The organism is Caballeronia sp. LZ032 (assembly GCF_031451315.1).
Taxonomy (GTDB): Bacteria; Pseudomonadota; Gammaproteobacteria; order Burkholderiales; family Burkholderiaceae; genus Caballeronia.
Map to the genome: position 1 here is coordinate 1,152,751 of NZ_JARUXP010000004.1, position 24,870 is coordinate 1,177,620.

The 24,870-nt window shown below is 65.5% G+C and carries 21 protein-coding genes and 1 tRNA gene; 5 read left to right on the forward strand and 17 right to left on the reverse strand.

What is annotated here, in order from left to right; genetic code table 11:
* Position 1 precedes the first annotated feature (1 nt).
* Genes QCE69_RS33145 through QCE69_RS33160 form a run of 4 tightly spaced genes read right to left on the reverse strand, consistent with a single transcriptional unit; the run spans position 2 to position 3,334 of the window.
* A complete protein-coding gene (locus tag QCE69_RS33145) occupies positions 2 to 901 on the reverse strand; it encodes an MBL fold metallo-hydrolase (RefSeq protein WP_309935438.1) in 900 nt (299 codons plus the stop codon).
* A complete protein-coding gene (locus tag QCE69_RS33150; protein WP_309935158.1) occupies positions 901 to 1,680 on the reverse strand; it encodes an SDR family NAD(P)-dependent oxidoreductase in 780 nt (259 codons plus the stop codon). The genes QCE69_RS33145 and QCE69_RS33150 overlap by 1 nt, the downstream gene beginning before the upstream one ends.
* A 29-nt stretch (positions 1,681 to 1,709) precedes the next feature.
* Entirely contained in the window at positions 1,710 to 2,696 is a 987-nt protein-coding gene (locus QCE69_RS33155; protein WP_309935160.1) for a shikimate dehydrogenase, read from the reverse strand.
* Complete coding sequence (locus QCE69_RS33160; protein ID WP_309935161.1) at positions 2,693 to 3,334, reverse strand: glucose-6-phosphate isomerase; 642 nt, start codon at positions 3,332 to 3,334, stop codon at positions 2,693 to 2,695. The genes QCE69_RS33155 and QCE69_RS33160 overlap by 4 nt, the downstream gene beginning before the upstream one ends.
* A gap of 211 nt (positions 3,335 to 3,545) precedes the next feature.
* Between QCE69_RS33160 and QCE69_RS33165 the strand changes: the two genes are divergently transcribed.
* From QCE69_RS33165 to QCE69_RS33185, 5 genes are all read left to right on the forward strand, one after another.
* The gene (locus QCE69_RS33165) at positions 3,546 to 4,949 is read left to right on the forward strand and encodes an FAD-binding oxidoreductase (RefSeq protein WP_309926964.1); all 1,404 of its coding nucleotides are present in this window, start codon (positions 3,546 to 3,548) and stop codon (positions 4,947 to 4,949) included.
* Positions 4,950 to 5,023: 74 nt separating this feature from the next.
* On the forward strand, positions 5,024 to 6,001 hold the full coding sequence (locus tag QCE69_RS33170) for a substrate-binding domain-containing protein (protein ID WP_309820940.1): 978 nt from the start codon (positions 5,024 to 5,026) through the stop codon (positions 5,999 to 6,001).
* A 65-nt stretch (positions 6,002 to 6,066) separates the two neighbouring features.
* The gene (locus QCE69_RS33175; RefSeq protein ID WP_309926967.1) at positions 6,067 to 7,593 is read left to right on the forward strand and encodes a sugar ABC transporter ATP-binding protein; all 1,527 of its coding nucleotides are present in this window, start codon (positions 6,067 to 6,069) and stop codon (positions 7,591 to 7,593) included.
* Positions 7,590 to 8,600, forward strand: a complete 1,011-nt coding sequence (locus tag QCE69_RS33180) for an ABC transporter permease (RefSeq protein WP_309935163.1) — start codon at positions 7,590 to 7,592, stop codon at positions 8,598 to 8,600. The genes QCE69_RS33175 and QCE69_RS33180 overlap by 4 nt, the downstream gene beginning before the upstream one ends.
* A gap of 78 nt (positions 8,601 to 8,678) precedes the next feature.
* Positions 8,679 to 9,536 (forward strand): SIS domain-containing protein, encoded by an 858-nt coding sequence (locus tag QCE69_RS33185; protein ID WP_309820946.1) that lies wholly within the window; start codon positions 8,679 to 8,681, stop codon positions 9,534 to 9,536.
* A 90-nt stretch (positions 9,537 to 9,626) separates the two neighbouring features.
* Here the strand turns inward: QCE69_RS33185 and QCE69_RS33190 are convergent, their stop codons facing one another.
* From QCE69_RS33190 to fdhE, 13 genes are all read right to left on the reverse strand, one after another.
* Entirely contained in the window at positions 9,627 to 10,934 is a 1,308-nt protein-coding gene (locus tag QCE69_RS33190; protein ID WP_309926971.1) for an MFS transporter, read from the reverse strand.
* 119 nt (positions 10,935 to 11,053) lie between these two features.
* Positions 11,054 to 11,905, reverse strand: coding sequence for a class II aldolase/adducin family protein (locus QCE69_RS33195; protein ID WP_309926974.1), 852 nt, complete (start codon positions 11,903 to 11,905; stop codon positions 11,054 to 11,056).
* 53 nt (positions 11,906 to 11,958) lie between these two features.
* Complete coding sequence (ilvC, locus tag QCE69_RS33200) at positions 11,959 to 12,972, reverse strand: ketol-acid reductoisomerase (protein ID WP_309935164.1); 1,014 nt, start codon at positions 12,970 to 12,972, stop codon at positions 11,959 to 11,961.
* A 57-nt stretch (positions 12,973 to 13,029) separates the two neighbouring features.
* Positions 13,030 to 14,049, reverse strand: coding sequence for a PDR/VanB family oxidoreductase (locus QCE69_RS33205; RefSeq protein WP_309935166.1), 1,020 nt, complete (start codon positions 14,047 to 14,049; stop codon positions 13,030 to 13,032).
* 62 nt (positions 14,050 to 14,111) lie between these two features.
* Positions 14,112 to 15,656, reverse strand: a complete 1,545-nt coding sequence (locus QCE69_RS33210; RefSeq protein ID WP_309935167.1) for a Rieske 2Fe-2S domain-containing protein — start codon at positions 15,654 to 15,656, stop codon at positions 14,112 to 14,114.
* Positions 15,657 to 15,958: 302 nt separating this feature from the next.
* On the reverse strand, positions 15,959 to 16,639 hold the full coding sequence (locus QCE69_RS33215; protein ID WP_309820977.1) for a GntR family transcriptional regulator: 681 nt from the start codon (positions 16,637 to 16,639) through the stop codon (positions 15,959 to 15,961).
* An 85-nt stretch (positions 16,640 to 16,724) separates the two neighbouring features.
* Complete coding sequence (locus tag QCE69_RS33220) at positions 16,725 to 17,270, reverse strand: hypothetical protein (protein WP_309935169.1); 546 nt, start codon at positions 17,268 to 17,270, stop codon at positions 16,725 to 16,727.
* Positions 17,271 to 17,451: 181 nt separating this feature from the next.
* Positions 17,452 to 17,547: transfer RNA gene (locus tag QCE69_RS33225), tRNA-Sec, on the reverse strand.
* A gap of 75 nt (positions 17,548 to 17,622) precedes the next feature.
* A complete protein-coding gene (locus tag QCE69_RS33230; protein WP_309935170.1) occupies positions 17,623 to 18,252 on the reverse strand; it encodes a DedA family protein in 630 nt (209 codons plus the stop codon).
* A 31-nt stretch (positions 18,253 to 18,283) separates the two neighbouring features.
* Positions 18,284 to 20,287 (reverse strand): VTT domain-containing protein, encoded by a 2,004-nt coding sequence (locus tag QCE69_RS33235; protein WP_309935439.1) that lies wholly within the window; start codon positions 20,285 to 20,287, stop codon positions 18,284 to 18,286.
* A gap of 48 nt (positions 20,288 to 20,335) precedes the next feature.
* Positions 20,336 to 22,255 (reverse strand): selenocysteine-specific translation elongation factor, encoded by a 1,920-nt coding sequence (gene selB / locus QCE69_RS33240; protein WP_309935171.1) that lies wholly within the window; start codon positions 22,253 to 22,255, stop codon positions 20,336 to 20,338.
* Positions 22,252 to 23,706 carry an L-seryl-tRNA(Sec) selenium transferase gene (gene selA / locus QCE69_RS33245; protein ID WP_309926989.1) on the reverse strand — a complete coding sequence of 485 codons (1,455 nt, stop codon included), beginning with the start codon at positions 23,704 to 23,706 and terminating at the stop codon, positions 22,252 to 22,254. The genes selB and selA overlap by 4 nt, the downstream gene beginning before the upstream one ends.
* Positions 23,703 to 24,674, reverse strand: coding sequence for a formate dehydrogenase accessory protein FdhE (gene fdhE / locus QCE69_RS33250; RefSeq protein WP_309935174.1), 972 nt, complete (start codon positions 24,672 to 24,674; stop codon positions 23,703 to 23,705). Before fdhE ends, selA begins: the two co-directional genes overlap by 4 nt.
* Positions 24,675 to 24,870: the final 196 nt, after the last annotated feature.

Consider the following 24,870-nt stretch of genomic DNA (forward strand, 5'->3'; position numbering starts at 1 on the left):
GTCATTCACCCATTCGTGCGCGCCGAGGCGTCGATGCGCCGATGTGCCACGCGCAGCCGGTCTGCGCTCGGTGTATCGACAATGCGCCGTGTTCGCGTTCATCGTCGATACGTGCGTCGATCACTTCGGGCGCGAGCGTATTGAAGTCGAACAAGCCGTGATGATGCGCGATCAGCGCGGGAATGTGCGCGGCGCGCGCGAGTTCCACGGCTTCGTCGAGCGTGAAATTGCCCGGCACGCCGTTGCCGCTGCGCGTGGCGTCGCGGCCATTCACAGGCAGCAGCGCGACATCGGGCGCGGCCTGCCGCACGCGCTCGTGCAACTGCGGATACGGCACGCAATCGCCCGAATGATAGAGGCGCACGCCATGCAGTTCGATCACATAGCCGAGCCACGGATGGCGCCCTGCTTCGTCCGTGTCGAGCGTTTCATGCGCGGACGCGATCGGCGACACCGTGCAGCCATCGAAGAGCGGCACGCGCTGCCCTCCATCGACCGGGATCAGCCGCTCGCGGCTCGCGCCGGTGCGCCTGAGCGCTTCATCGAGCGATGCTTCCGGCACCACGAAGCGCAGCGACGGAAAGCGTTCCGCCAGCGGTTGCAGCGTGCCCGGGTCCATGTGATCCGTGTGCCGGTGCGTGCACAACACCAGATCGAGGCGATCGAAATCATGCGGCGCGATGGGCGCGGGCATCATGCGCTCATGCGGAAAGCGCGTGCCGCGATACTTCTGCGCGAGCGAGTCCGACAGATACGGATCGATCAACAGCCGCGCTTCCGGCGTATCGATAACGAAGCCCGCCTGGCCCAGCCAGTACAACACGACCTCGCCCGCGCGCGGCGCATGACGCGCATCGGCCAGACGCGCGGCGAGCGGCGTATCGAAGGATTCGGCGTGCATCACCAGCACGCGTAGCCGCCGTCCGCGAGCACGATCGCGCCCGTCATCAGGCTCGCCGCATCGCTGGCGAGGAACAGCGCCACGGAGGCCACTTCATCGACGCGTCCGAGACGGTTCATCGGCGTGCCGCCCACCCAGTGGCGATACATCTCCTCATTCTCTTTCTTGTACACGTACTGGTTCATTTCCGTGTCGATATAAGTCGGCGCAACCGCGTTCACGCGCACGCCGCGCGCGCCCCATTCGGCGGCCAGCGAACGCGTCAGATGATGCACGCCCGCCTTCGACGCGTTGTAGTTCGCCTGTTCCTGCGGCCGGTTGACGATGAAGCCCGACATCGAGCCGACGTTCACGATGCTGCCGCCGCCGTGCTCCAGCATGCCCTTGCCGAACGCGCGGCAGGCACGGAACACGCCGTTCAGGTTTACGTCGATCACGCGGTCCCACACTTCGTCGCTCATCGTTTCAGCGGGATGATTCGAGATCGCGATGCCCGCGTTGTTGACGAGCACGTCCACGCGTCCATGACGCGCGACCACGGCATCGTTGACGCGTTGCGCGGCGGCGGGATCGGTGACGTCGAACAGCTCGCCTTCCACCTGCGCGCCTGACGACGCCAGTTTCGCGAGGGCTTCGTCCAGCGCTTTCGCGTCGAAGTCCGTCAGCACGACGCGCGCGCCGGCTTCGCCGAGCGCTTCCGCAATCGCAAAGCCGATGCCGCGTGCCGCGCCCGTCACGACCGCGATCTTGCCGTCGAGCCGGAATTTGTCCATGTACATGTTCAGCGTTCCCTTGATGACGAGTGCTTTTACGAGGCTGCGCGCGGCGCGGGCTTGCCTGCGTCGGCGGCGATGCGGCAGATTTCATCGAAGGCCGGACCGCTCGACGCGATATCCCGATGAAACACTTCCGCGATCACGCGTGTCCAGCCATAAATGAAGTAAGTCCAGCCGTCTTCGACCTGCAAGCGCCGCTCGCGCTCCTGCGCGCGCGCCTGATCGAGATACACCAGATCGCCGCGATAGTTCAGATCCCACGCGATGGCGCGTTCGGGAAACACCGCCGCATCGGTCAGCGGCGAGCCGGGCGCGTCCTTGCCCAGACCCGTTGCGTTGATCACGAGCGCGCCGGGCGACAGCCGCGCGAGCACCGCATCATTGTCCTCGGGGCGCGGCGCGGTGACGTATTCGCACGGCACGCCGAGATCCAGTTCGCGATGGATGCGTTCGATTTCCTCCAGCCGCCCCGCCGAACGGTTCGACACGATCACCTTCGAAGGCCGGTCCGCGCCGCGGCTGCGCTGCATCAGATGCCAGGTGAGCGCGATGGTCGAACCGCCCGCGCCCATCGAGAAGACTTCGGCGCCGGTCGTCGCGAAATGCCCCTCCGGCAGGAAGCCGTCGAGTGCGAAGCCCGACGTGATCGGATCCTTGGCGTGGCAGACGAACTTGCCGTCGCGCTTCGAGAGACAACTGGTCTCGCCCATGATGCGCGCGTAGTCGTCGATCTCGTCGAACAGGTCGCGGCAGGCCGCATACAGGTCGATCTTGTGCGTCGTGACCAGCGCGCCGAGCGAGAGCGGATCGTCGCGCAGGAAACGCACCGCTTCCCGATACGCTTCCGGACTCGAATGCGGCTTGAAGTCGATGCCCCTGATCTCGACATCGCCCAAACCCAGATGTTTCGCCCATGCGGGAAACACCCGCATGATCGAACTCTGCGCCGTCGTCACGCCGATGAAATAGAAGGTCGGGCGGCGCGCCGCCTCGTATGTCGTCGTGGCAACCTGGGTCATCGCGTGGCTCCTTCGCTGGCGCGCTCGATCAACTGGTCGATGTCCGCGCCGCTGCGCGCCACATACGCCGGATTGGGTTCGGTGCGATAGCCGCCCGCGCCGTCATCGACGACGCGCAGCTTCATGCCACTCGACTTCTCGATGATCGCGTAGTCCTGGCCCGAATCGGCGGGATAGCAGAACAGCATCACGAAGTCCTCGCCGCCGAAATTCACCGAACGATGGATCCAGCGCGGCGGCACATAGCACACCGTGTTCGCGCGTATCTCGATGATGCGCGTGTCGCCGTCCGGCGACTCCATCAGCATCAGCCCCGTGCCCTTCAGGCCGAAGTACAGCTCCGGCCGGTCGATGTTCGCGTGGATATGTCCGCGCGTCATGAAGTACTCGTTGCCCACCTTGCCCGGACTCATGCGCGTCACGCCGGTAATGAGATCGCCGGGCGCCGCGCTCGGGCGATGGTCGGTCACGTCGTACACCACGTCGTCGCCGCGCTGGGCCGCGAGCGCGGCGAAGGCGGCGGCATCGGCATAGAGGCCGTCGAGATCGCGCAGATGCTTCCGGTAACGCGTGTCCGTGCCGTCCATGAGGCCGGTTTCCAGATCGACGTCGAATGCTCGGGGTTCAGGCCAGCTCATGAGGCGCTCTCCAGGATCAATGTCCCGCCGATTCTAACGTTACTTTTAGTAAAGTTAAAAGATAAGTTTTGACGTTTTATGACCGGGTTTTCCCCGAGAAATTGCTGCTTCACAGCACGCAAACGCTAGTGATACGATCTGTCAACGTTCACATAACTAACGATATTCACTGGCGCCAGGGAAAGCCTGTTGGCCTCGCCGGGAGACATCCATGCACAACTCAGACTTGCCAGCGGTAGTGGCCGCGCTGCATGAGGCGCTCGGCGCCGGCATCGTGACGCTGCCCGCCGATTTCGCCGGCCGCAAGCACGCCGACTGGAGCCGCACGCCGAGCGCCGATCCCATCGCGTTGATCCGGCCGCGCACGACCGCTCAGGTGGCCACGGCGCTGCGCATCTGTCATGCGCACCGGCAAGCGGTAGTCACGCAAGGCGGCCTGACGGGCCTCGCGGGCGGCGCATGCATGCTGGGCGGTGAAGTCGCGCTGAGTCTGGAGCGCATGACCGGCATCGAGGAGATCGATGCCGTGGGCGCCGCGATGACGGTACTGGCCGGCACGCCGCTGCAAACGGTGCAGGAAGCAGCCGATGCGGCGAACTTCATGTTCCCGCTCGATCTCGGCGCGCGCGGCAGCGCGACCATCGGCGGCAATCTCGCGACCAATGCAGGCGGCAACCGCGTCATCAAGTACGGGATGATGCGCGAACAGGTGCTCGACCTCGAAGCGGTGCTGGCGGACGGCACCGTGGTCGGCGGCCTGCGCAAGATGATCAAGAACAACACCGGCTACGACCTGCGCAATCTGTTGATCGGCAGCGAAGGCACGCTCGCGGTCATCACGCGCGCGGTGCTGCGGCTGCGTCCGAAGCCGCGCGCCGTCTCGACCGCATTCTGCGGCGTCGGCAGCTACGACGCCGTGACCGCGCTGCTGCACGCCGCGCAGGAGCGGCTGCCTGCGGGCGTCTCCGCATTCGAGGTGATGTGGCCGGGCTATTACGACTTCGTGCTCGGCCGTCTTCCGGAACTGCGCGCGCCGCTCGAAGAACGGCATGCGTACTACGTGCTGCTGGAGAGCAGCGGCGCGGACCCGGCGCGCCAGGCGGAAGCCTTCGAGGACTTCCTCGGCGAGATGCTCGAAAACGGCGTGATCGCGGACGCGGCGCTGGCCGCGAGCGAAGCGGACGCCGCCGCGTTCTGGGCGATCCGCGACGCGCCCGGCGAATATCCGCGCCTGATTCCGGGCCGCGTGTCCTTCGACGTGAGCTTTTCGATCGCCGATGTCGGCGAAGCGGCGCGCCGTGCCGAAGCGAAGCTGCGCGAGCAATGGCCGCGCGCGACGATCCTCATCTACGGCCATCTTGGCGACGGCAATCTGCATATCGTCGTGCAGGAACCCGACTGGCCCGCCGATACCGCGCCGCGCGTGCAGGCCGTGGTGTATGGCGTCACGGCGGAGTTCGGCGGCTCGGTGTCGGCGGAGCATGGCATCGGCTTGAAGAAGCTCGGCGTGATCGCGCTGTCGCGCACGCCCGCCGAACTCGCCGCGATGCGCGCGGTGAAACACGCGCTCGACCCGCTGAACCTGCTGAATCCCGGAAAGCTGCTTCCGGCCTGACCCGCTTCATTCGACGACGCAGCAGTCGATCACTCGCATCACACCCGCGCGCTCGCGCTCATAAAGGAGGAGACATGTCCCGTGTCATGAAGAAAGCAGCCGGCGCCATCGCACTTGCGGTCGCGGCCATTGCGCTGTCGTCGTCCGCGTTCGCCGCCGACAAGATCAAGGTCGGCATCTCGATGAAAGTGCTCAACGCGCCCTACTTCGCCGCCGCGATGGAATCCGCGAAGGCACGCGCCACCGAACTGGGTCAGGACGTCATCGTCGCCGACGCGCAGGGCAAGATGCAGAAGCAGATTGCTGATGTGGAAGATCTCGTGACGCGCGGCATCAAGGTGCTCATCATCGATCCCGCCGATCCGAAAGGCCTCGTCAACGCGGTGAACGCCGCGACCGCCGCCGGCGTGAAAGTGGTCGTGATCGACAGCACGCTCGATCCGAAGGCCAACTACCTGACGCTGGTGCAGTCGTCGAACCGTGAGAACGGCTCGCTGGTCGGCCAGTGGGTCGTCAACACGATGGGCGACAAGCCGCTCAAGATCGCGTTGATCTCCGGCGAGAAGGGCAACCCGGTGGGCAAGGAACGTCGCGACGGCGTGCTCGAAGGGATCATGGAAGCGCAGCTCGCGAAGACCGGCAAGGTCAACGTGCAGGTGGTCGGGCAAGGCTGGGGCAACTGGTCCGACGAAGGCGGCCTGAAGGCGATGGAAGATCTGCTGGTCGCCAACAAGGACATCAACATGGTGCTCGGCGAAAACGACAGCATGGTTCTCGGCGCGCGCCGCGCGATCGAAAGCGCGAACCGCCAGGGCATCACGCTGGTGGCGGCGGCGGACGGCCAGAAGGAAGCGCTCGCGCTCATCAAGCAGGGCAAGTACGGCGCCACCGCGCTCAACGACCCGGCGCTGGTCGCGCGCACGGCGGTGGATATCGGCGTGAAGGCGGCGCAAGGACAGGCCGTGAGCGTGCCGAAGATCTCCTATACGCCTTCGGCGGTCATCAGCAAGGACAACGTCGACAAGTTCTACAACCCGAAGGCGATCTTCTAAAGCCGGACCGACCGCACGCTGCGCGCGCCGTCATGCGCGCAGCGTGCTGGAGTGGAGAACCCAACATGCTTCCGTTTATCGCTCTCTCGGGCATCGCCAAGCGCTTCGGCGGCGTGCACGCCATCGAGGGCATCGACTTCGACGTCCACGCGGGCGAGGTCCATGCGCTCGTCGGCGAGAACGGCGCGGGCAAGTCCACGCTGATGCGCGTGATCGGCGGCGGCCATCAGGCGGATGCGGGCACGATACGCGTCGAAGGCCGCGAGATCACGTTCCGCAATCCGCATGCGTCGCTGGCCGAAGGCATCGCCGTGATTCATCAGGAGACCGCGCTCGCGCCCGATCTCTCGGTGGCCGAGAACGTGTTCCTCGGCGCGATGCCCGCCGTGCTCGACTGGCGCGCGCTGCGCATGAAGGCCCGTGCGTTGATCGAGAGCCTCGGCTTCGAGATCGATCCGGCCGCGCTCGTCGAAACGATGTCGGCGGCGCAATGCCAGGTCATCGAGATCGCCAAGGCGCTGAGCGGTACGCTCAAGCTGCTGGTGCTCGACGAACCGACCGCCGCGCTCGCGCCCTCGGACGCCAACCGTCTGCTCGATATCGTCCGCGACCTGAAGGCGCGCGGCGTGGGCATCGTCTATATCTCGCACCGGCTGGAAGAGGTCTTCGCGATCGCGGACCGCATCACGGTGCTGAAGGACGGCAAGCGCGTCGATACCGTTACGCCCGGCGACATCACGCGCGACGAACTGATCCGCAAGATGGTGGGCCGTCCGCTGTCCGTGCTGTTTCCCGAACGCCATGCGACGCCCGGCGCAGAAGTGCTGAAGGTCGAGGGGCTGACGCGCGGCCGCGCCGTGCAGGATGTGTCGTTCTCGTTGCGCGCCGGCGAAGTGGTGGGCCTGGGCGGGCTGATCGGCTCGGGGCGCACGGAAGTCGCGCGGCTCATCTTCGGCGCGGACACGCGCGACGCAGGTCATATCGAACTGAAGAACAAGCCGCTCCATGCGCGCTCGCCGATGGCCGCCGTACGCGCGGGCATCGGCTTCGTGCCGGAGGACCGCAAGGGCCAGGGCGCGGTGCTCGGGATGCCGATCCGCATCAACGCGACGCTCGCCGCGCTCGATTCGGTGAGTGGGCCGTTCGGCTGGCTGGCCTTCCGGCGTGAACGCGCGGCGGTGGCGAAGCTGATGGACGCGCTGCGCATCAAGGCCCGCTCGATGGACGCGGATGTCTCCACGCTGTCCGGCGGCAATCAGCAGAAGGTCGTGCTGGCGAAGTGGTTCCACGCCGACGGCGATCTCATCATTCTCGATGAACCCACGCGCGGCGTCGACGTCGGCGCGAAGGTCGAAATCTACACGCTGGTCAATCAACTGGCGGAACGCGGCAAGGCCGTGCTGGTGATCTCGTCGGATCATCAGGAACTGATGGGCCTGTGCGATCGCATCCTCGTGATGGGCGAAGGCCGCATTCGCGGACAACTGAATCCCGACGACTACAGCGAGGAACGCATCCTCGCGCTGTCGCTGCAACGCGAGGCCGGCGAAGCGCCCTCGCTCACTCATACCCATGCGGAGATGACATCATGAATCACAGCGCCGCCACGCCGGAATCGTCCAGTGCGCGCACGCAGCGCGCCGCGGCCGCCTCATGGTGGACCGCCGCGCGCCGCTTCAATACGGTCGCGATCCTCGTCGTGCTCGTGATCGCGGCATCGTTCGTGTCGAGCGACTTTCTCTCCGTGCCGAACCTCGCGAACATCTCGCGGCAGGTCGCGGGCGTCGGCATCATGTCGGTGGGCATGCTGCTGGTCGTGCTCACGGGCGGCATCGATCTCTCGGTGGGCTCCGTCGCCGCGCTCGGCAGCGTGCTGTGCGCGCTGCTGATCCCCGAACACGGCCTCTGGTTCGCGCTGCTCGCCACGCTCCTGACCGGCGCGCTGTGCGGCTTCGTCTCGGGCGCGCTGGTGGCGTGGTTCCGGCTCACGCCGTTCGTCGTCACCCTCGCGATGATGACCGTGGCGCGCGGCATCGCGCTGATCGTGTCGAACGGCTCGCCGATTCTCGTCGACGATCCCGGCCAGGCGCTGCTCGACTTCGGCCGTCATTCGTATCTCGGCATTCCGGGACCGACGCTCGTGATGCTGCTGGTGTTCGTCGGCGGCGGCATCGCGCTGAACCGGCTGCGCGCGGGCCGCGTGGTGCGCGCGATCGGCTCCAACGAGGAAGCCGTGCGTCTCTCCGGCGTGCCGGTCGCGCGCCACGTGCTCGGCACCTATGTGGCGTCGGGCGTGCTCGCCGCGATGGCCGGCATCATCTCGACCTCGCGCGCGGGCGTCGGCGCGCCGACCGTCGGCGTGGGCGACGAACTGACCGTGATCGCGGCGGTGGTGATCGGCGGCGCGAGTCTCGCGGGCGGCAAGGGCGGCGCGCTCAACACGCTGATGGGCGTGCTGATTCTTGGCGTGATCGGCAACATCATGAATCTGGCGAGCGTGCCGGGCTATCACCAGCAGGTGGTGATGGGCGTGATCATCATCGCGGCGGTGCTGTCGCAGCGCGGCGGCGGCTTCTGGCGCCGTTTCTCGTTCCGATAAACTGTTCCTTTCGCGTGACCCCGCCGGACGCGCCGCCGTTGAAGCCCGCGCGTCCGGCGTCCTTCAAAGGAACATCGAGTGTCCGACATCAACGTTCTCGAACTGATCGACCGCGCACGGCCGGGCCTGAAGCGCGGCAGCCGGCAGGTCGCCGAGTTCATCCTTTCGAATCTCGATACCCTCCCCGACCTGAGCCTCGCCGAACTCGCGCGGCTCGCCAACGTCAGCGAGCCGACCGTGCTGCGCTTCTGCACGACGCTCGGCTGCAACGGCTTTCGCGACTTCAAGATTCGAGTGGTGCAGAGCCTCGCGCTCGGCGCGCCCGCCGCGCACTCGGTGCTCTCCAACGACGACACGCCCGAGGCCGTCGCCACCAAGATCTTCGACTACACGATCACGAGCCTCGACTGGGCCCGCAAGAAGCTCGATTTCGCGGCCGTCGGACGCGCGGTCGATCTGCTCGCGAAGGCGCGGCGCATCGAGTTCTTCGGCTTCGGGGCGTCGGGCATCGTCGCGCAGGACGCGCAGCAGAAGTTTCCGTTGTTCGGCGTGCCGTGCGTCGCGCATCAGGATTCGCATCAGCAGTTCATCGCGGCCTCGATGCTCGAAGCGGGCGATGCGGTCGTTGCCATTTCGAACACGGGTTCCACGCGCGGGTTGATCGAGATTGCCCGCACCGCGCGCGAACGCGGCGCGGGCGTGGTCGTCATCACCGGTTCCGATAGCCCGATCACGCGTTACGCCGACGTCGCGGTGATCGCCGAGACGCTCGAAAACACTGACGTCTATACGCCGACTACCTCAAGGCTCGCGGCGCTGGTCGTCATCGACATTCTTTCGACCAGCGTCGCATTGAGGCGCGGTGAGAACCACACGCGCGACGTCATGCACATGAAGAAGCGGCTCGCGCATCTGCGGGCCACCGGGGAAATCTGAGCGTTCAGCAAATGGCTTTCGACGCACAAGAGAGCGCAAAGCCGGCACGGCGTTCAGCCCGTGCCGGCTTTTCAGGTGTGCAACCTGAAGTTACCGCCTGCGGCTATTCACCAGTGCAGCAGGCACCAGCAGCACCAATATCCCGCCGATCACCAGACTCACCGAAAGCGCCAGCACGCCCGCCCCTGCCGATCCCGTCGCTTCCTTCACCAACCCGATCAGCGACGGACTCACCACACCCGAAATACTGCCGACCGAATTCGCGAGCGCGAGCCCCGCTGCTGCCGCCGCCCCGCCCAGGAACGACGGCGGAATCACCCAGAACTGCGAGATGGTGGTCATGACGCCCATCGTGCCGATGGTCAGCGCGATCATCGCGAGCACGGTCGAGTGAGAGAACACGACGCTCATCGTCAGGCCAAAGGCCGCAACCAGACCCGGCACGATCAGATGCCAGCGACGCTCACCGGTCCGGTCCGAGTTGTGGCTCACGAACACCATCGCCAGCGCGCCGGCCGCATACGGAATCGCCGTCAGCAAGCCGACATGCAGCGGGTCGGCCACGCCACTGGACTTGATGAGCGTCGGCAGCCAGAAGCTGACCCCGTACAGCCCCATGGTGTAGAAGAAGTAGATGACACTGACGAGCAGCACCTTCGGGTTCATCAGGCCGTCTTTCATCGAATGCAGCCCGCTCTTCGGCTGTTCGACCTTGAGCGCGGTCTCGAGCGTGTCCTTCTGCGATTCCGTGAGCCACTTTGCGTCGCGCACCCGGTCGTCGAGGTAGAAGAACGCCATCACGCCCAGCACGGCGGTCGGGATGCCTTCGACCAGGAACAGCCACTGCCATCCCGCAAAACCATGCGAGCCGTTCATCGCGGTCATGATCCAGCCGGACAACGGCCCGCCGATCACCCCGGACATCGGAATGCCGGTCATGAACAACGCCGTCACCTTCGAGCGCCGCGAAGCCGGGAACCAGTAGGTCAGATAGAGCACGATGGCCGGAAAGAAGCCCGCCTCCGCGACACCGAGGAAGAAGCGCATGACATAGAACATCGTCGGTGTCTTGACGAACATCATCGCCGCTGAAATCAGCCCCCACGTGACCATGATCCGGGCGATCCAGCGGCGCGGACCCACGCGGAGCAACAACAGGTTGCTGGGCACTTCGAACAGCAGATAGCCGACGAAAAACACACTCGCGCCAAAGCCATAGACGGCCTCGCTGAAGCCGAGGTCGCTCAGCATCTGGAGCTTGGCGAATGCAACGTTGATGCGGTCGAGATAAGCGAAGAGGTAACAGACGAAGAGGAAGGGAACGAGACGCCACGCGGCTTTGGTAAAGACGGACGTGTCGGCGCCTTCCACGAAGGTGGCTGGGCTTTGGGAACTCAAGTTGTGTCTCCTGTGGGGCCATCGAGTGACCAGCGGTGTCCTGTACCGGACGGTTCTCCGCCAGCGCTTGAGATGCGCGCGCCAGACCTGGCGCGCGCATCCCGCACTACCCTGCGTACTCAGTCGAACATGTCCGGCTGGGTTTCGACCAGCTCGCTCCAGATGGTCTGGAAGTGCAGCCAGCCGATGTAGTCGCTGCCCACGTGCTCACGGCTGTAGCGCGCGCGCTCGGGCGTGACTTCCTTCGGCGTGATGCCGGTGGCTTCGATCATCAGTTGCTGCTGGCAGCAGCGCTCGAGCGCGATGAACCAGAACGCGGCCGAGTCGATGCTGTGACGGCTCGCCGTCAGCAGGCCGTGGTTCTGGTGAATGGCGGCCTTCACGCCCTTGAACGCGTTCGCGACCTTGTTGCCGCCCTTCACTTCCACCGCGACCTTGCCTGCCTCATCGCCGATGACGACGTGGTCCTCGAAGAAGGCGGCCGCATCCTGCGAGATCGGCGCCAGCGGCTTGCCGAGCGAGGCGAATGCCGTACCGTAGGTGGTGTGCGCATGACACATCGCGACGATGTCCTGATGCTGCTCATGCACCGCGGCATGCAGGACGAAGCCGGCGCGATTGATCGCGTATTCGCCTTCAACCACCTTGCCCTCGTGGTCCGCGCAGATGAGGTTCGACACCTTCACCTGCGAGAAGTGGACGGCCATCGGATTGGTCCAGTACAGGCCCGGATGCTCCGGGTCGCGCACCGTCAGGTGGCCCGCGAAGCCGTAGTCGAAACCTTGCAGCGCGAAGGCGCGGCATGCGGCGACGAGGCGTTCCTTCAGATACTTGCGATGCTCGGCGTGGTCCTTGAACTCAGGCATGCGCGGGAAAATCACGCCTTCCTGATCCGGCTCGTAGATCGAGATCTTGCCGGGCTTCAGAATCGATTCCTGCGTGGCTTGCTTCGGTTCATCGATGGTGGACATCAGATACTCCTGTTGTTGATTGGGGGACACTGGAACTTCACGAGAGCGGCGGCCTAGTTCCTGGAGCGGTCGACCAGTGCGTCCCGGGCGATCCACGGCATCATTGCGCGCAGCCTGGCGCCGACGATTTCGATCGGATGCGCGGCGGTGATACGTCGGCGCGACTGAAGGGTCGGCGCCCCGGCCTTGCTTTCGAGGATGAATTGCTTCGCGTACTCACCCGTCTGGATGTCGTGCAGCACGTCCTTCATGGCGGCCTTCGTCTGCGCGGTCACGATGCGCGGGCCAGTGACGTATTCGCCAAACTCGGCATTGTTGGAAATGCCGTAGTTCATGTTGCCGATGCCGCCTTCGTAGATGAGATCGACGATGAGCTTCACTTCGTGCAGGCATTCGAAGTACGCCATCTCGGGCGAATAGCCGGCTTCCACCAGCGTTTCGAAGCCCGCCTTGATGAGGTCCACCAGACCGCCGCAGAGCACGGCCTGCTCGCCGAACAGGTCGGTTTCGGTTTCCTCCAGGAAGCTGGTCTCGATGATGCCGGCGCGGCCACCGCCCGTCGCCGCCGCATACGCGAGCGCGATGTCGCGCGCCGAGCCCGAGCGGTCCTGCGCCACGGCGATCAGATGCGGCACGCCGCCGCCTGCGGCGTAGGTGCTGCGGACCGTGTGGCCGGGTGCCTTCGGCGCGATCATGATGACGTCCAGATCCGCGCGCGGGCTGACCTGCCCGTAATGGATGTTGAAGCCGTGAGCGAAGCCGAGCGCCGCGCCCTCGCGGGCATGCGGTTCGACGTCCGTGCGATAGACCTCGGCGATCTGCTCGTCAGGCAGCAGCATCATGACGATGTCGGCTTCCTTGACGGCATCGGCGATGCGCTTGACGGTCAGGCCGGCGCGTTGCGCCTTCTCCCACGAAGGGCCCTGGCGCACGCCGACGCAGACGTTGATGCCGCTGTTCTTCAGGTTGAGGGCATGCGCATGGCCCTGCGAACCGTAGCCGATGATGGCGACGCTGCGGCTCTTCAGAAGGGCAAGGTCGGCATCCTTGTCATAAAAGACTTTCATGCGGTTTCCAGATGGGTGCGATGGAAGGGTTGATGTCGGCCACGCGAGATGCGTGGTCTACAGGTCCAGGATCAATGTCTTGCTGATGGGCCTGGAGACGCATACCGTCAGGAATTCCCTGCGTTCGTCTTCGTCCAGAATGAAGTCGTTGTGCTCGACTTCGCCTTCGAGATAGCGGACCTTGCAGGTTGCGCACAGGCCGGCACAGCAGGACGTGGGCACTTCGACACCCGCCTCGCCCAGCGCTTCACTGAAGTTCTGCTCCGGTCGCACATGAATGACCTGACCCGTGCTGGCGATGGTGACGTCGCAACCGTCGGCGTTCTCGGTGCCCGAAGGCTCGCGCTTCGGCTGCTCCGGCGCCTTGAAGTGCTCGAAGTGCACCGTGCCCTTCGGCCAGTGACTCGCCGCGTCGGCGCAGGCCGCCATGAATCCGCCCGGCCCGCAGTAATAAACGTGCGTGCCCGGCTGCGGCTCGGCGAGCAGCGCACGCAAGTCCAGGCGATCGGCTTCCGCGCCATCGTCGAAGTGATAGTGCAGCTTGCCCGCGCGCAACATGCTGGCGAACTCAGGACCGAATGCCGCTGCATCCTGGCTGCGCGCGCAGTAGTGCATGTCGAAATCCACGCCGCGCTGTTCCAGCTCATGCGCCATCGCCTTCAAGGGCGTCACGCCGATACCGCCCGCAATCAGCACGACCTTGCGTGCGCCCTCGGCCAGCGCGAAATGATTGCGCGGCTTGCTGATGGTGACGATGTCGCCAGCGCCGATGCTTTCGTGCACCGCGCGCGAACCGCCCCGCCCGCTCTCGTCCTTGAGCACGGCAATGACATACCGGTTGCGCTCAGCAGGTGAATTGCACAGCGAGTACTGTCGGATGACGCCGCTCTTCAGATGAACGTCGATGTGCGAGCCCGCCTCGAAGCGAGGCAGCGCCTGGCCGCTCGGGTTCGTGAGTTCGTACGAGTTGATGCCCTTGCCTTCGTAACGAATCTGCTTGACGCGGACATCGAGCGTACCGGCTTCGCTATCCGCGACCGCTTCTTCCTGTTCCAATCGTTCCAATACCGTGTCCATGATCCTTGCTCCGTGGCGGATGACCGGCCGCGCGTACAGACGGCCGGCACCCGGCGCGCCGATTAGCTCTTCAGCGACTGTTCGAGGTCCTTGAACTTGTTGCGCACGAATTCACCGCGCGCTTCGCCTTTCAGGCTGTCGCTCTCGGTCAGGATCTGGACGACGGTCTTCAGCACCTTGCGACGGCGCGCCACTTCTTCTTCGACCGTCGCGCCCTCTTCGATTTCGAACACGTTGCCCGAGCAGAAGCTGTTGGGCGCACCGCCCAAAGCGCGGAACCATTCGGCGAAGCCCTGCGCCGAGGCCGCCGAGTTCGTGCCGCGCACTGCATCGCGCAGCATCTTGCGGAACTGGTACAGGCCCGCGTCGAACTTGGTCGGATTCTCGAGTGCATGAACGGCGATCGGACGCTGGCTGATGATCGCCTCGTAGTCGCCCGGTGCGTACTGAGCCTGCTTGTAGATGTCGCGTTCGCGATGGTTCGGGGGAATCGGCGGCATGTCTTCGAGCTTGTACTTGCCGAAGCGCTCGGGACGGCGCATCGCCACCTGTCCTTCCAGGAAGTCGATGGTTTCGTAACCGACCATCTCCTTGTTGCCGATGCCGCGTGTGTCGATGCCCGGGCCCATGACGCGCCAGCCGATCATCTTGCTGTTCTCGTCATCGACGGGCACGGTCCAGCGGATGATGTGGAAGCGGCTGAAGTACTTCTTCTTCGAGCCGTCTTCCGACGTGTAGGCATGCAGGCTCAGGTTCGGCAGCACCTGATGCTGGACGCGGACGAACAGCCGGTCCTTGTTGACGCGACGCGCACCGGCGCACGCCAGACTGCGGCCGCCCTGCACCGGCACGAAGTTCATGTCGGGCGCGACTTCCATGGATGCAGCGCCGACTTCGTCGAAAGTCGTTCCCTGATAGTTGCCGTCGACGACGTTCTTGCCCGCGTGCAGTGCGGTCGGATGGTAGTTGTCCGCCGCGTTGTCCTGGACCTGCAGCCAGTTGCAGTGCTGGAAGTTGCTGTAGGGCACGAGCTCGTCGCCGGGCGATACCGTGTAGTCGCCTTCCCATTCCGGAAACGGCGGCTCCTCTTCCGGCGGTCCCATGTAGGCGAACACGAGGCCGTTGCGCTCGACCGCCTTGTAGGCGCCCTGGCGGATCGAACACGCGTAACGCTCGGCTTCCTTTTCCTCGCCCTTGGGGAACGGCACGTGGAGGCAGGCGCCGTCCACGTCGAACACCATGCCGTGATAGCAGCACATGATGCCGCGCTCCTGGATCGCGCCGTATTCGAGCGATGCGCCGCGGTGAACGCAGTGCGCATGCAGCACGCCGACGCGGCCGCTCTTGTCGCGGAAGGCGACCAGCTCTTCGTTGAGGATCTTGAGGAAGCGCGGCGTGTCGGTCAGTTCCATCGACATGCAGACCGGATGCCAGAAGCGGCGCATGTATTCGCCAGTCGGCGTGCCCGGGCCGGTTTCCGTCAGCTCGGGATCATGCTCCGGCGTCTTGTTGGCGTAATAGCCCCCGAATGGAATCAGCTTCTTCGCCAACGGCGCCGAACCTCCGGTGCGCTTCTGGTCGTCCATCTTGTCCGATTTGACGCTCATGTCCTGCCTCCAATGATTGTTAGGGACCACATCGGTTGTTCTTGTCAGAGCGGTTTCCGTCGTCGGTGTTCTGTGCTCTGAACTCTGTATCCAAAGATTAGGCGCATACGAGGGCGATGTCTCTATGGGTAAACACGGATAAGAGTGTTTCCGGGCGTTGCCGGAGACGCATTAGCGTTGCGCGGAAAGTGTCACGCGCACGTCGCGAGGACGTGAAGTTGGTGGCAATGCAGACAGGTGCAGAAACGCGGGATTTTCAGAAGAGATGACGGCCGCAGGACCCAAGCGGCCGGTATTGCGACTCAGGAAGTAGCCTGAGCGATTTCGCTGTTCGTGCTCATGTGCTTCACGAGATTCGCTCGCGCCGCCTCGACGTGCAGCACGCTCAGGCGCGCGGCGAGTTCTTCGTCGCCTGCGGCGATTGCGTCGGCGATGGCCGCGTGCTCGTCCCAGACCACCTTCCTCTGGCCGACGACCTGATGCACCGCGCCCATCACGCGCCTCAGATGCATCCAGTGCAGCCGGGCATTTTCCAGGATCAACGGATTGCCTGAAGCGGCATAGATGGCCAGATGAAATGCCATGTCGGCCTCGACCATGGCCTTGATGTCGTCGCCGCGCATTGCCTTGCGGCCATTGGCGATCAGCGACTTGTCGAGCCGCACGGAACGCCGGGCGGCGAGCTTGGCGGCGAGACCGTCGAGCGCTTCCCTGAATTCATACAGATGCCCGACCCGTTCGACGTTGAGCGGCGTGACCTGCAAGCCGCGCCCGGGTGCGTCCTCGACCAGTCCGTCTTTCTTGAGCAAACGAAACGCCTGAAGCACGGGCGAACGAGATACCGAGAGCTGTTCGGCAATCTCCTCCTGCACGATGCGCGTTCCAGGGGCGATGGAGCCTTCGCTGATGGCGTCGAGAAGGATGTTGTAGACCTCGTCGACGTAATCGGTACGAGCCTGAATCTTGACGAGTTTGGCCGGCATGGCAAATCAGAATCGATATTGAATACCGAATCCTATCAGCTTTCCACAGGGATTTTGCTCCGGCAAATTGCCACGTCGAGGGCGCTCAGCTCATCGACAGGAGCGCGACGCCGAGCGTTTCGTTTTCGGCGGCATGCTTCTCGTAGAGCACGTCCGGCGCGACATCACGCATCTGCAAGACCTCTTCCATGACCGCGCGTGCGCGTGCCAGGCCGGATTCGGAATGGGCCTGCACCAGCACGAGCGATTGCGACGCAAAGTAACGTCTCGCCTGCTTCAGCACGAAACTCGCATCCTCGATGAATGCCGCTGCGGTGAAGTCGCGCGCGTCGCGTACCAGGATCGACACCAGCCCGATTCTCGCGCGGGCCAGTATCCAGGCGGCGTCGTAATCCGTACGCGTTTCAGATCGCATGAGCACGCGCGAGAGCCCCTCGAGTTCCCTCAATGAGGATTTTGCATTCAAAACGCATTGTGCCGAAGCCGGAAACGCGTCGGAGTCTGTCCACTGTGCGAGGGCATGAGGCGGTCGGCGGAGGCCGCCGAAAGCGCCATCGCTATGGCTCAGGGTTTGACATTCGACGGGAGGGCCTGCATCGGACCGGAGAACGAGATAGTTGGGGACGTCCATTTTTGGATCTGCCGATTGACGCTGTGGAGACGTGCGATGTCCATGCCTTCAGGCGGCATGACTACCGTACTCTAAATTCTGTATACAAAGAGTACGTCCGCAAAGGGGTCGCTCCCATCAGGGAAAACACTATCTCTTTCGGTGGGACTAAAGGGTGAGCGAGAAGATGCCACGAGCCACATGGCGGAAGGCAGCCGGAGTCGAACCGACCTGGGAATGTCTGACATCCCCAACTGGGTTTGAAGCCCAGCCGCACCACCGGATACGGATGCCTTCCGTGCGTCACACTGCGCCGCCGTCAAAACTTCGCGGGGGGCGACCGATTATAACGACGTCATTCGTCGAGCATGAGTCAGGGTCCGCCGCCCTTGTCCTTCATGTGCCGTCGCGGCTGGCGCCTCCGCAACAGCCGATAGACGCAGTACAGCAACGCCACGGCCACGAGCAGATCGACCACCGTGGTGCCGTGCGCCTGCAATTCGAGCAGCGCGAGATGCAATTGATGCTCGAAGAGCGCGCCGCCGAGCAGCCAGAACGCCGCCCACGCGACGATCCCCGCCGTGTCCCAAAAGAAGAACGCCGGCACCGCGATCTGCGTGGTGCCCATCAACGGCGGCGTGACGAGTCCAAGTCCCGGAACGAACTTCGACAGCGCCACGATCGGCGGCCCATGCCGTTCGAACAGTTCGCCGGTCGTGCGCATGCCCGAATCCACCGCATACGATCTGCGCGAGAGCGCCGCGACCAGCTTGCGCCCATAGATGCGCCCTGCGGCAAACCACACGCCATCGCCGAGCAACGCGCCGCACACCGCCGCGAGCAGCACATGCGAGAACGCGAGCCGCCCGCTCGCCACCGCCGATCCCGCGAACACCAGCAACGGCGCGGACGGCAACGGCACGCCCAGTCGCGTGAGCAGCACGTTCGCAAAAACGGCCGCGCCGCCCCATTGCACGATTGCCGACGGCGGGATCTGAATCAAACAACACCTCGCGAACGCTGGTTCCAACGCATCATTCCGCCCTCGACTCAACGAGCATCACCGGCACATTGCCGCATCCCGCGCTACTTGCAATTTCGATGCCTTGCCACGGCGAATTCTTGCCGTGGTCGAAGGCCATCGGATCGACGCGCCGGTCGGGCCTCAGCACATTGAACGGCCACGAAGGACGGCGGATCCGCTCGTGCACCACGGCGCCGAGCCAGATGGGCGTCGGCGCGACGCCCGGACGCTCGCGCACCTCGTATGGCGTGGACCAGAAGCGCAGCACGTCGCGCTCGTCGGCGCCGTAGGGCGAGCGCGCGAACACGAGCTTCGACGGCTCGCCATTGTTCAGGCGCGGCAGCGCCGGCAGATCGATGGCGGGCGCATTCGGCAGCACCACCGACAACACGCTCTTCAGCGACACATGCGACACCTCGGTCCAGCCGCGGCTCAACAACTGCGCGCGGATCTGCGCGGGCGTCGCGGCCCACTGCACGGTGATCGGCTCGCGCCGGTCGCCTTCCATGTTCGCGCGATAACACGAGAAGGTCCGCCAGACCGAATCGGTCCATTGGATCGGCGTAATGACGACGGACCGGGGCGGCGCGCTGCGCGCTTCAGTGTCGTCGCTCAGTTGCAGCGCCACGCTCGCGCAGATCACGACCAGCACCGCGACCAACATCAACGGCCGCGGCTTCGGCTTGGCCGGATTGCGCCACACGGCCGTCAACGCGATCAGGAACACCCACACGGCCGCGAGCGCCGCGCTGCCGAGCGCATCCGAGATCGTGAAGCGGCCGAAGTAGAGCCCCGCCAGCGCCACCGCCGTCACGATCGCCGACGTCCCCATCGCGACCAGCACGCCCGTCAGCAGCCGCACGCGGCGCAGCAGCAGGAACGCGAGGAAGCCGTAGATCACGACCGTCGCCGCGACGTGACTGCTTGGAAAGCGGTGCGTCGAAGGCGCGAACGACACGGCCAGCGGCTCGTGCGCGGTGAAGCGGATCGCGGCCACCAGCAACTGCGAGAACGCCAGCGCCGCGACCCAGTAGGCGACCGTGCGCCAGCGCCGCTCGATGCTCATCCACACGATCACCATCACGCCCAGCACGAGCAGCGTCTCGGTGCTGCCGAGCGTGGCGGCGGCATCGAGGATGGAGTCGGTCCAGGTGGAGCGGAACGATTGCAGCAGCCGATACACCGACACATCCACCTGCACGATCGACGCCCCGCGCGCGACATTCGCGAGCACCGAGAAAAAGAGCACCGCCGAGGCAAGCAGCAGCGTCGAGATCATCACGATGAGGCCGGTGGCCGGATTGGCCGGATCGAGCGCGCGCGCGACGAGCCGCGCCGGCAGGCCGCGGCTGTCGCGGGCCCAGGCGAGCAGCGCATCGCGCGACAGGATGCTCCAGCGCATCGCATGCGAAACCAGCACGCGCACGATGTTGAACACGACCCACGCGAGCGCGGTAAGGATGATGAGGATCACGACGAGCCGGATCGAAACCGCACCCGCCAGTTCGATCGACGCGCCGAACACCACGCCCGGCAGGATATGCGTCGGCGCCCAGACCAGCGCGCTCAGGATGTTGACGGCCAGGAAGCGCGCGGGCGTCATGCCCGTCAGGCCCGCGACGACCGGCACGACGGCGCGCATCGGCGCGACGAAACGCGCCAGCACGACGCTCTTCGCGCCATGCTTCTCGAAGTACTTCTTGCCTGCCGTGAGCGCGCCGGGATGCGTCCGGAACGGCCACATCTGCGCAATGCGGTCCGCGTAGCGCTGACCAAACCAGAAGCTCGCGGCATCGCCGGCAATTGCGCCCCCGATCGCGCAGACGAATACCCAGCCGAGATTCAACGCGCCCGTGCCGACCAGCGCGCCCGCGATGAACATCGCCGTGCTGCCGGGCACGAAGGTGCCGATGAACGCGACCGATTCCAGGAACGACGCGAGCAGCACCACGGCGAGCGCCCATTCCGGGTAACTCGCCAGGACATGCAAGAGCTTGAAGTAGTAATGCTCCATCGCGATCAAGGGTGAACCCGGCCAGGGACAGGACGGATCAGACGGACATCAGACGGACTCGTGCCAGCGGCTGTCGGTGCGCAACAGGTGGAGGTCGCGATGGAATCGAGTGTATCCAACCCGGTCGAAGAACTCCAAAAGCTGTATTGCGCGCTTGCGGCCGAGACCCGTTGCATCGCGGAAATGGGCCGCACCCAGCCCGCCGCCCTGCGCCGCCGCCTGTTCGGCCACGAGCCGCGCCAGTGCGCCGATCGTCGCGCGGTCGTAGAACAGGTCGCGCACCACCTGATGCGCGTCGCCACGCCGCGCGAGTTTCTTCAGCAGCCGGCGCATGTCCTCTTCCGCGACGCCGTGCGTTCGTGCAAGATCGCGCACCCACGGCGGATCGAACCGGCCTTGTTGCAGCGACGCCAGCACCGCGTGCGCCAGCGTTTCCTCGCGCGCATCGAGCGTCACCGCGTGCGTCGGCAGATGCAGCCATGGACCGCTTCGCGCAATCGTCTTCTGCGCCACGGCGTCGTCGACGAGCGCGCGCCACAGTGCATCCGGCGCGAGCGGCGCGGCCATGCGGCGCAGGCGCGCAACGTCAGGGCCCTGTTCATCGGGGAAGCGTGCGTGAAACGCGCCCAGCGCGTCGATGAGCCGTGCGTTCAGCACGTTCCAGTAAGCAGCCGACACGTAGAGCACATCGTTCTGCAGCGGAATCTCGCGCATGTCGGCCGGCAAGGCGAGCGCCGCCATCGGCACGCCGCACAGATGCTCGATCAGCGAACGCGGCAGGCCGTAAGGCGCCTGTTCGAACAGCGCATCCACACGCTGGGTATCGAGCCACGCCGCGAGCGCATCGAGCCAGGCGCGGCGTTGCGGCGTGCGGCGCTTCCTGGCAGGCGCGAACGGATCGAGCACGCGGCCGCCGCCGACCGTGCGGCTCGCCTGCGCATTGCGCACGATGAAGCGGTCGCCGGGCAGCGCGCACACCGGGGTATCGAAGACGAGCTGCACGCGCGCCGTGTGCCCCGGCTGCAAGGTGTCGCCGTCGAGCAGCGCGACGTGCGCCACGCGATGCGTCGTGCCGAGATGAACATGCAAGGGCGACCAGTGCTGGAGCGTGAGAGCCGCATCGTCGAGCAGGCTCAGTTCGACGTCGATACGCTCACACGCACGCGCCAGCCGCGCATCGACGATCCAGTCGCCGCGACCCAGCGCATCCTTCTCGATGCCAGCGAGATTCAACGCGCAGCGTTCGCCCGCGCGGCCCGTCTGCGTCGCGCGATTCTGCGCATGAATGCTGCGCACCCGCACGGCCTCGCCCGAGGTTCCGCGCGGCGCGAGCGCGCACACGTCGCCCGTCGCCACGCGGCCCGCGAACACCGTGCCGGTCGCGATCGTGCCCTGCCCCGCCAGCGTGAACACGCGATCCACCGCCAGCCGGAACCAGCCGTCGTCGCGGCGCGCGCGCTCGTGCGCCGCCGCTTCGTGCAGATGCGCGGCCAGCGCGGCGACGCCGGCATCGTATTCGCGCGTGGCGTCGGTATCGAAGCGCGGCGCCGCATGCAGCGGACTGCGCGCGAGCAGCGCGTCGATGTCCGCCTGCACCTCGCGGCGGCGCGCGGCGTCCACGCGATCGACCTTCGTCACCGCCACCGCGCCCCGCGTCACGCCGAGCAGTTCGAGGATCGCGAGATGCTCGCGGGTCTGCGGCATCACGCCGTCGTCGGCGGCGATCACGAGCAGCGCGAAGTCGATGCCGCACGCACCCGCCGCCATCGTATGAACGAGTTTCTCGTGCCCGGGAACGTCGATGAACCCGAGCACGCCGCCGCCTGCCAGCGGCACGTATGCATAGCCCAGTTCGATGGAAATGCCGCGCTCCTTCTCCTCCTTCAGACGGTCGGTATCGACGCCCGACAGCGCGCGCGTGAGCGTCGTCTTGCCGTGATCGATATGTCCCGCCGTGCCGACGATCATCCTTCTTCGCCTCGCGCCCCTGGCCCTCGCAGTTGCGCGATGAACAAGGTTTCGTCGCCTTCTTCGAGGCAGCGGAGGTCGAGCCGCAAGGCGCCGTCGGCGATGCGTCCGATCACGGGCCGCGGCAACTCGCGCAGCCGCTTCTCGATGCGGTTCAACTGGCTGCCCGGACGCTTGCCGTTCGCGAGGCGCACGGCCAGGCCGTAGCTCGGCAGGACATCGACGGGCAATGCGCCGCTGCCGATCTGGCTGAACATCGGTTCGGCGCTCACGACGAAGGCATCGCCGATCCATTGCTGCAGCGCGGGCTGGATGCGTTCGGCGCAGAGACGCATGGCGTCGGCGGGACGCGTGAGCAGGCGCAACGTCGTCAGGCGTTCGCGGAGATTCTCCGGTGCCCGATACAGCCGCAACACGGCTTCGAGCGCCGCGAGCGTCAGCTTGCCGACCCGCAGCGCGCGCTTCAGCGGATGCTTCTTGATCTTCGCGATCAGCTCGCGACGGCCGACGATCAGCCCGGCCTGCGGGCCGCCCAGCAGCTTGTCGCCACTGAAGGTGACGAGATCCGCGCCGGCGTCGACGGTCTCCCGCACCGTCGCTTCGCGCGGCAGGCCCCACTGCGCGAGATCGACCAGCGTGCCGCTGCCCAGATCCACCGCGATGGGCAAATCACGCGATTTGGCCAGCGGCGCGAGTTCGGCGAGTGTCACTTCCCTGGTAAAGCCGGTGACGGCGTAGTTGCTGCAATGCACCTTCATCAGCAGGGCGGTCTTCGGGCCGATGGCTTCGTCATAGTCCTTGAGATGCGTACGATTCGTCGTACCGACTTCGCGCAACCTTGCGCCTGCGCGGCTCATGATGTCGGGAATGCGGAACGCGCCGCCGATTTCCACCAGTTCGCCTCGCGACACGATCACTTCCTTGCGCGACGCAAGCGCCGACAGCGTCAACAGCACGGCCGCCGCATTATTGTTGACGACGGTCGCTGCCTCCGCGCCCGTCAACTCGCAGATGAGGCCGTTGATGAGGTCATCGCGATCGCCGCGCGCTCCGGTGTCGAGATCGAATTCGAGGTTCGCGGGCCGCGTGAGGACTTCCGTCACCGCGCTGACGGCTTCGTCCGGCAGCAGCGCGCGGCCCAGATTCGTATGCAGCACGGTTCCGGTGAGATTGAAGACGCTGCGCACCGCGCTGCGCGCCCGAGCCGAAAGCGCCGCGCTCACCGCTTGCGCCAGTGCGGCGTCGCTCAATGCATCGACGGTTGCCCGGCCGGCCTGCGCATCGCTGCGCCAAGCATCCAGCGTGGCGCGCAGGGCCGCGAGCGTCTGTGTGCGTCCATGGGCGGCGATCACGTCCGCGAATTCCGCCGCGCCCAGCACGCGCTCGACCGACGGCACGCGCGCCATCAACGCACGCAGTTCACCGCCGTCGCTTCCCCGGACGTCGCTCATGATTCGTCAGGCTGTTCGGGCCACAGCCAGGGATGCGGCGCGGCACGGCGATAACCGGCATCGCCCATCAACAGGTCGAGTGTGAGGCTCGCGAGATCGTCGGCGTAGGGTTCGAAGTCGAACGCCTTGTCCTGGTAGCCGATCTTGCGATACGTGCTGCATTCGTCGCACGACTCAGCCTTGAGCGCCGCGCGTTTCGCCTGCTCGGCCTTGTCGTCCTCGCTTTCGTCGCCCGTGCCCATCGCGTGATAAGCGATGCCCTTGGTCGAATCGCAGTTCGTGCATTTTGCGCGGACCACGTGCAGCTCCGTCGCGCACAGCCCGCACTGCACAAAGCGATACCCTTCATACGGACCGCCGACGCGCACGATGCTCGCCACCGGCACCGAGCCGCACACGGGACAGACGCCGGGCGCGTCGAGGTACGGCACGTCGCGCATGTTGACGCGGCTCGCGAGATCGGTCCAGACGACTTGCAGCGCCGCCGCGACGAAGGGCGCGGCGGCCGGATCGATCTCGGCGAAGCGCAAGGCAAGGATGGCGTCGGCCTGATTGTCGAGCGTGGCGGTGTCCATCGTGCGCAGACGCGCCACCAGTTGCACGAGCGCGGGCGTCAGCGCGCCAGCCGCCTCGATGCCGTCGAGCAGCATGAACAGCACGTCGCGCCAGGCGGGATCGCGGTGATCGGTGAGTGCGGGGATGATCGGCATCGAATGCCGCTGATTCATTTGAATCGATTCGCGCGCGGGCATCGGCGCCTGGAACTGGGACAGAACGCGCTGCTGCGTGTCGGCGAGCGCGGACATCAGCCGCAGATAGCCGCCGATGGGACTGCTCGCCTCCGCGAGTTGCAGCAGCCGTGCGGCGCGTGAAGCGAACACCGTGGCACGCTCGGGCATGCGCAATCTAGGGATCGCCGAGGGATCGAGCGACTCGATCTCAGCGGCTTCGATGATGCGTTGGACCACGGCGGCTCCTGGATGGAAGTATCGGGCAACAAGGCAGTCTGTTCGAACGGACACGCGCGTCAAGCATAGCAGTATCCATGCGCGCGCTCAGAGCAGTCTGAAATCACTGTGTTTTGCTTAAAAACACGTTGCAAGGGCCGCCTGAGAGAAAGACATCGCGTCGATGAGCGCTACGATTTCGCGTAGCTTGAGTCAA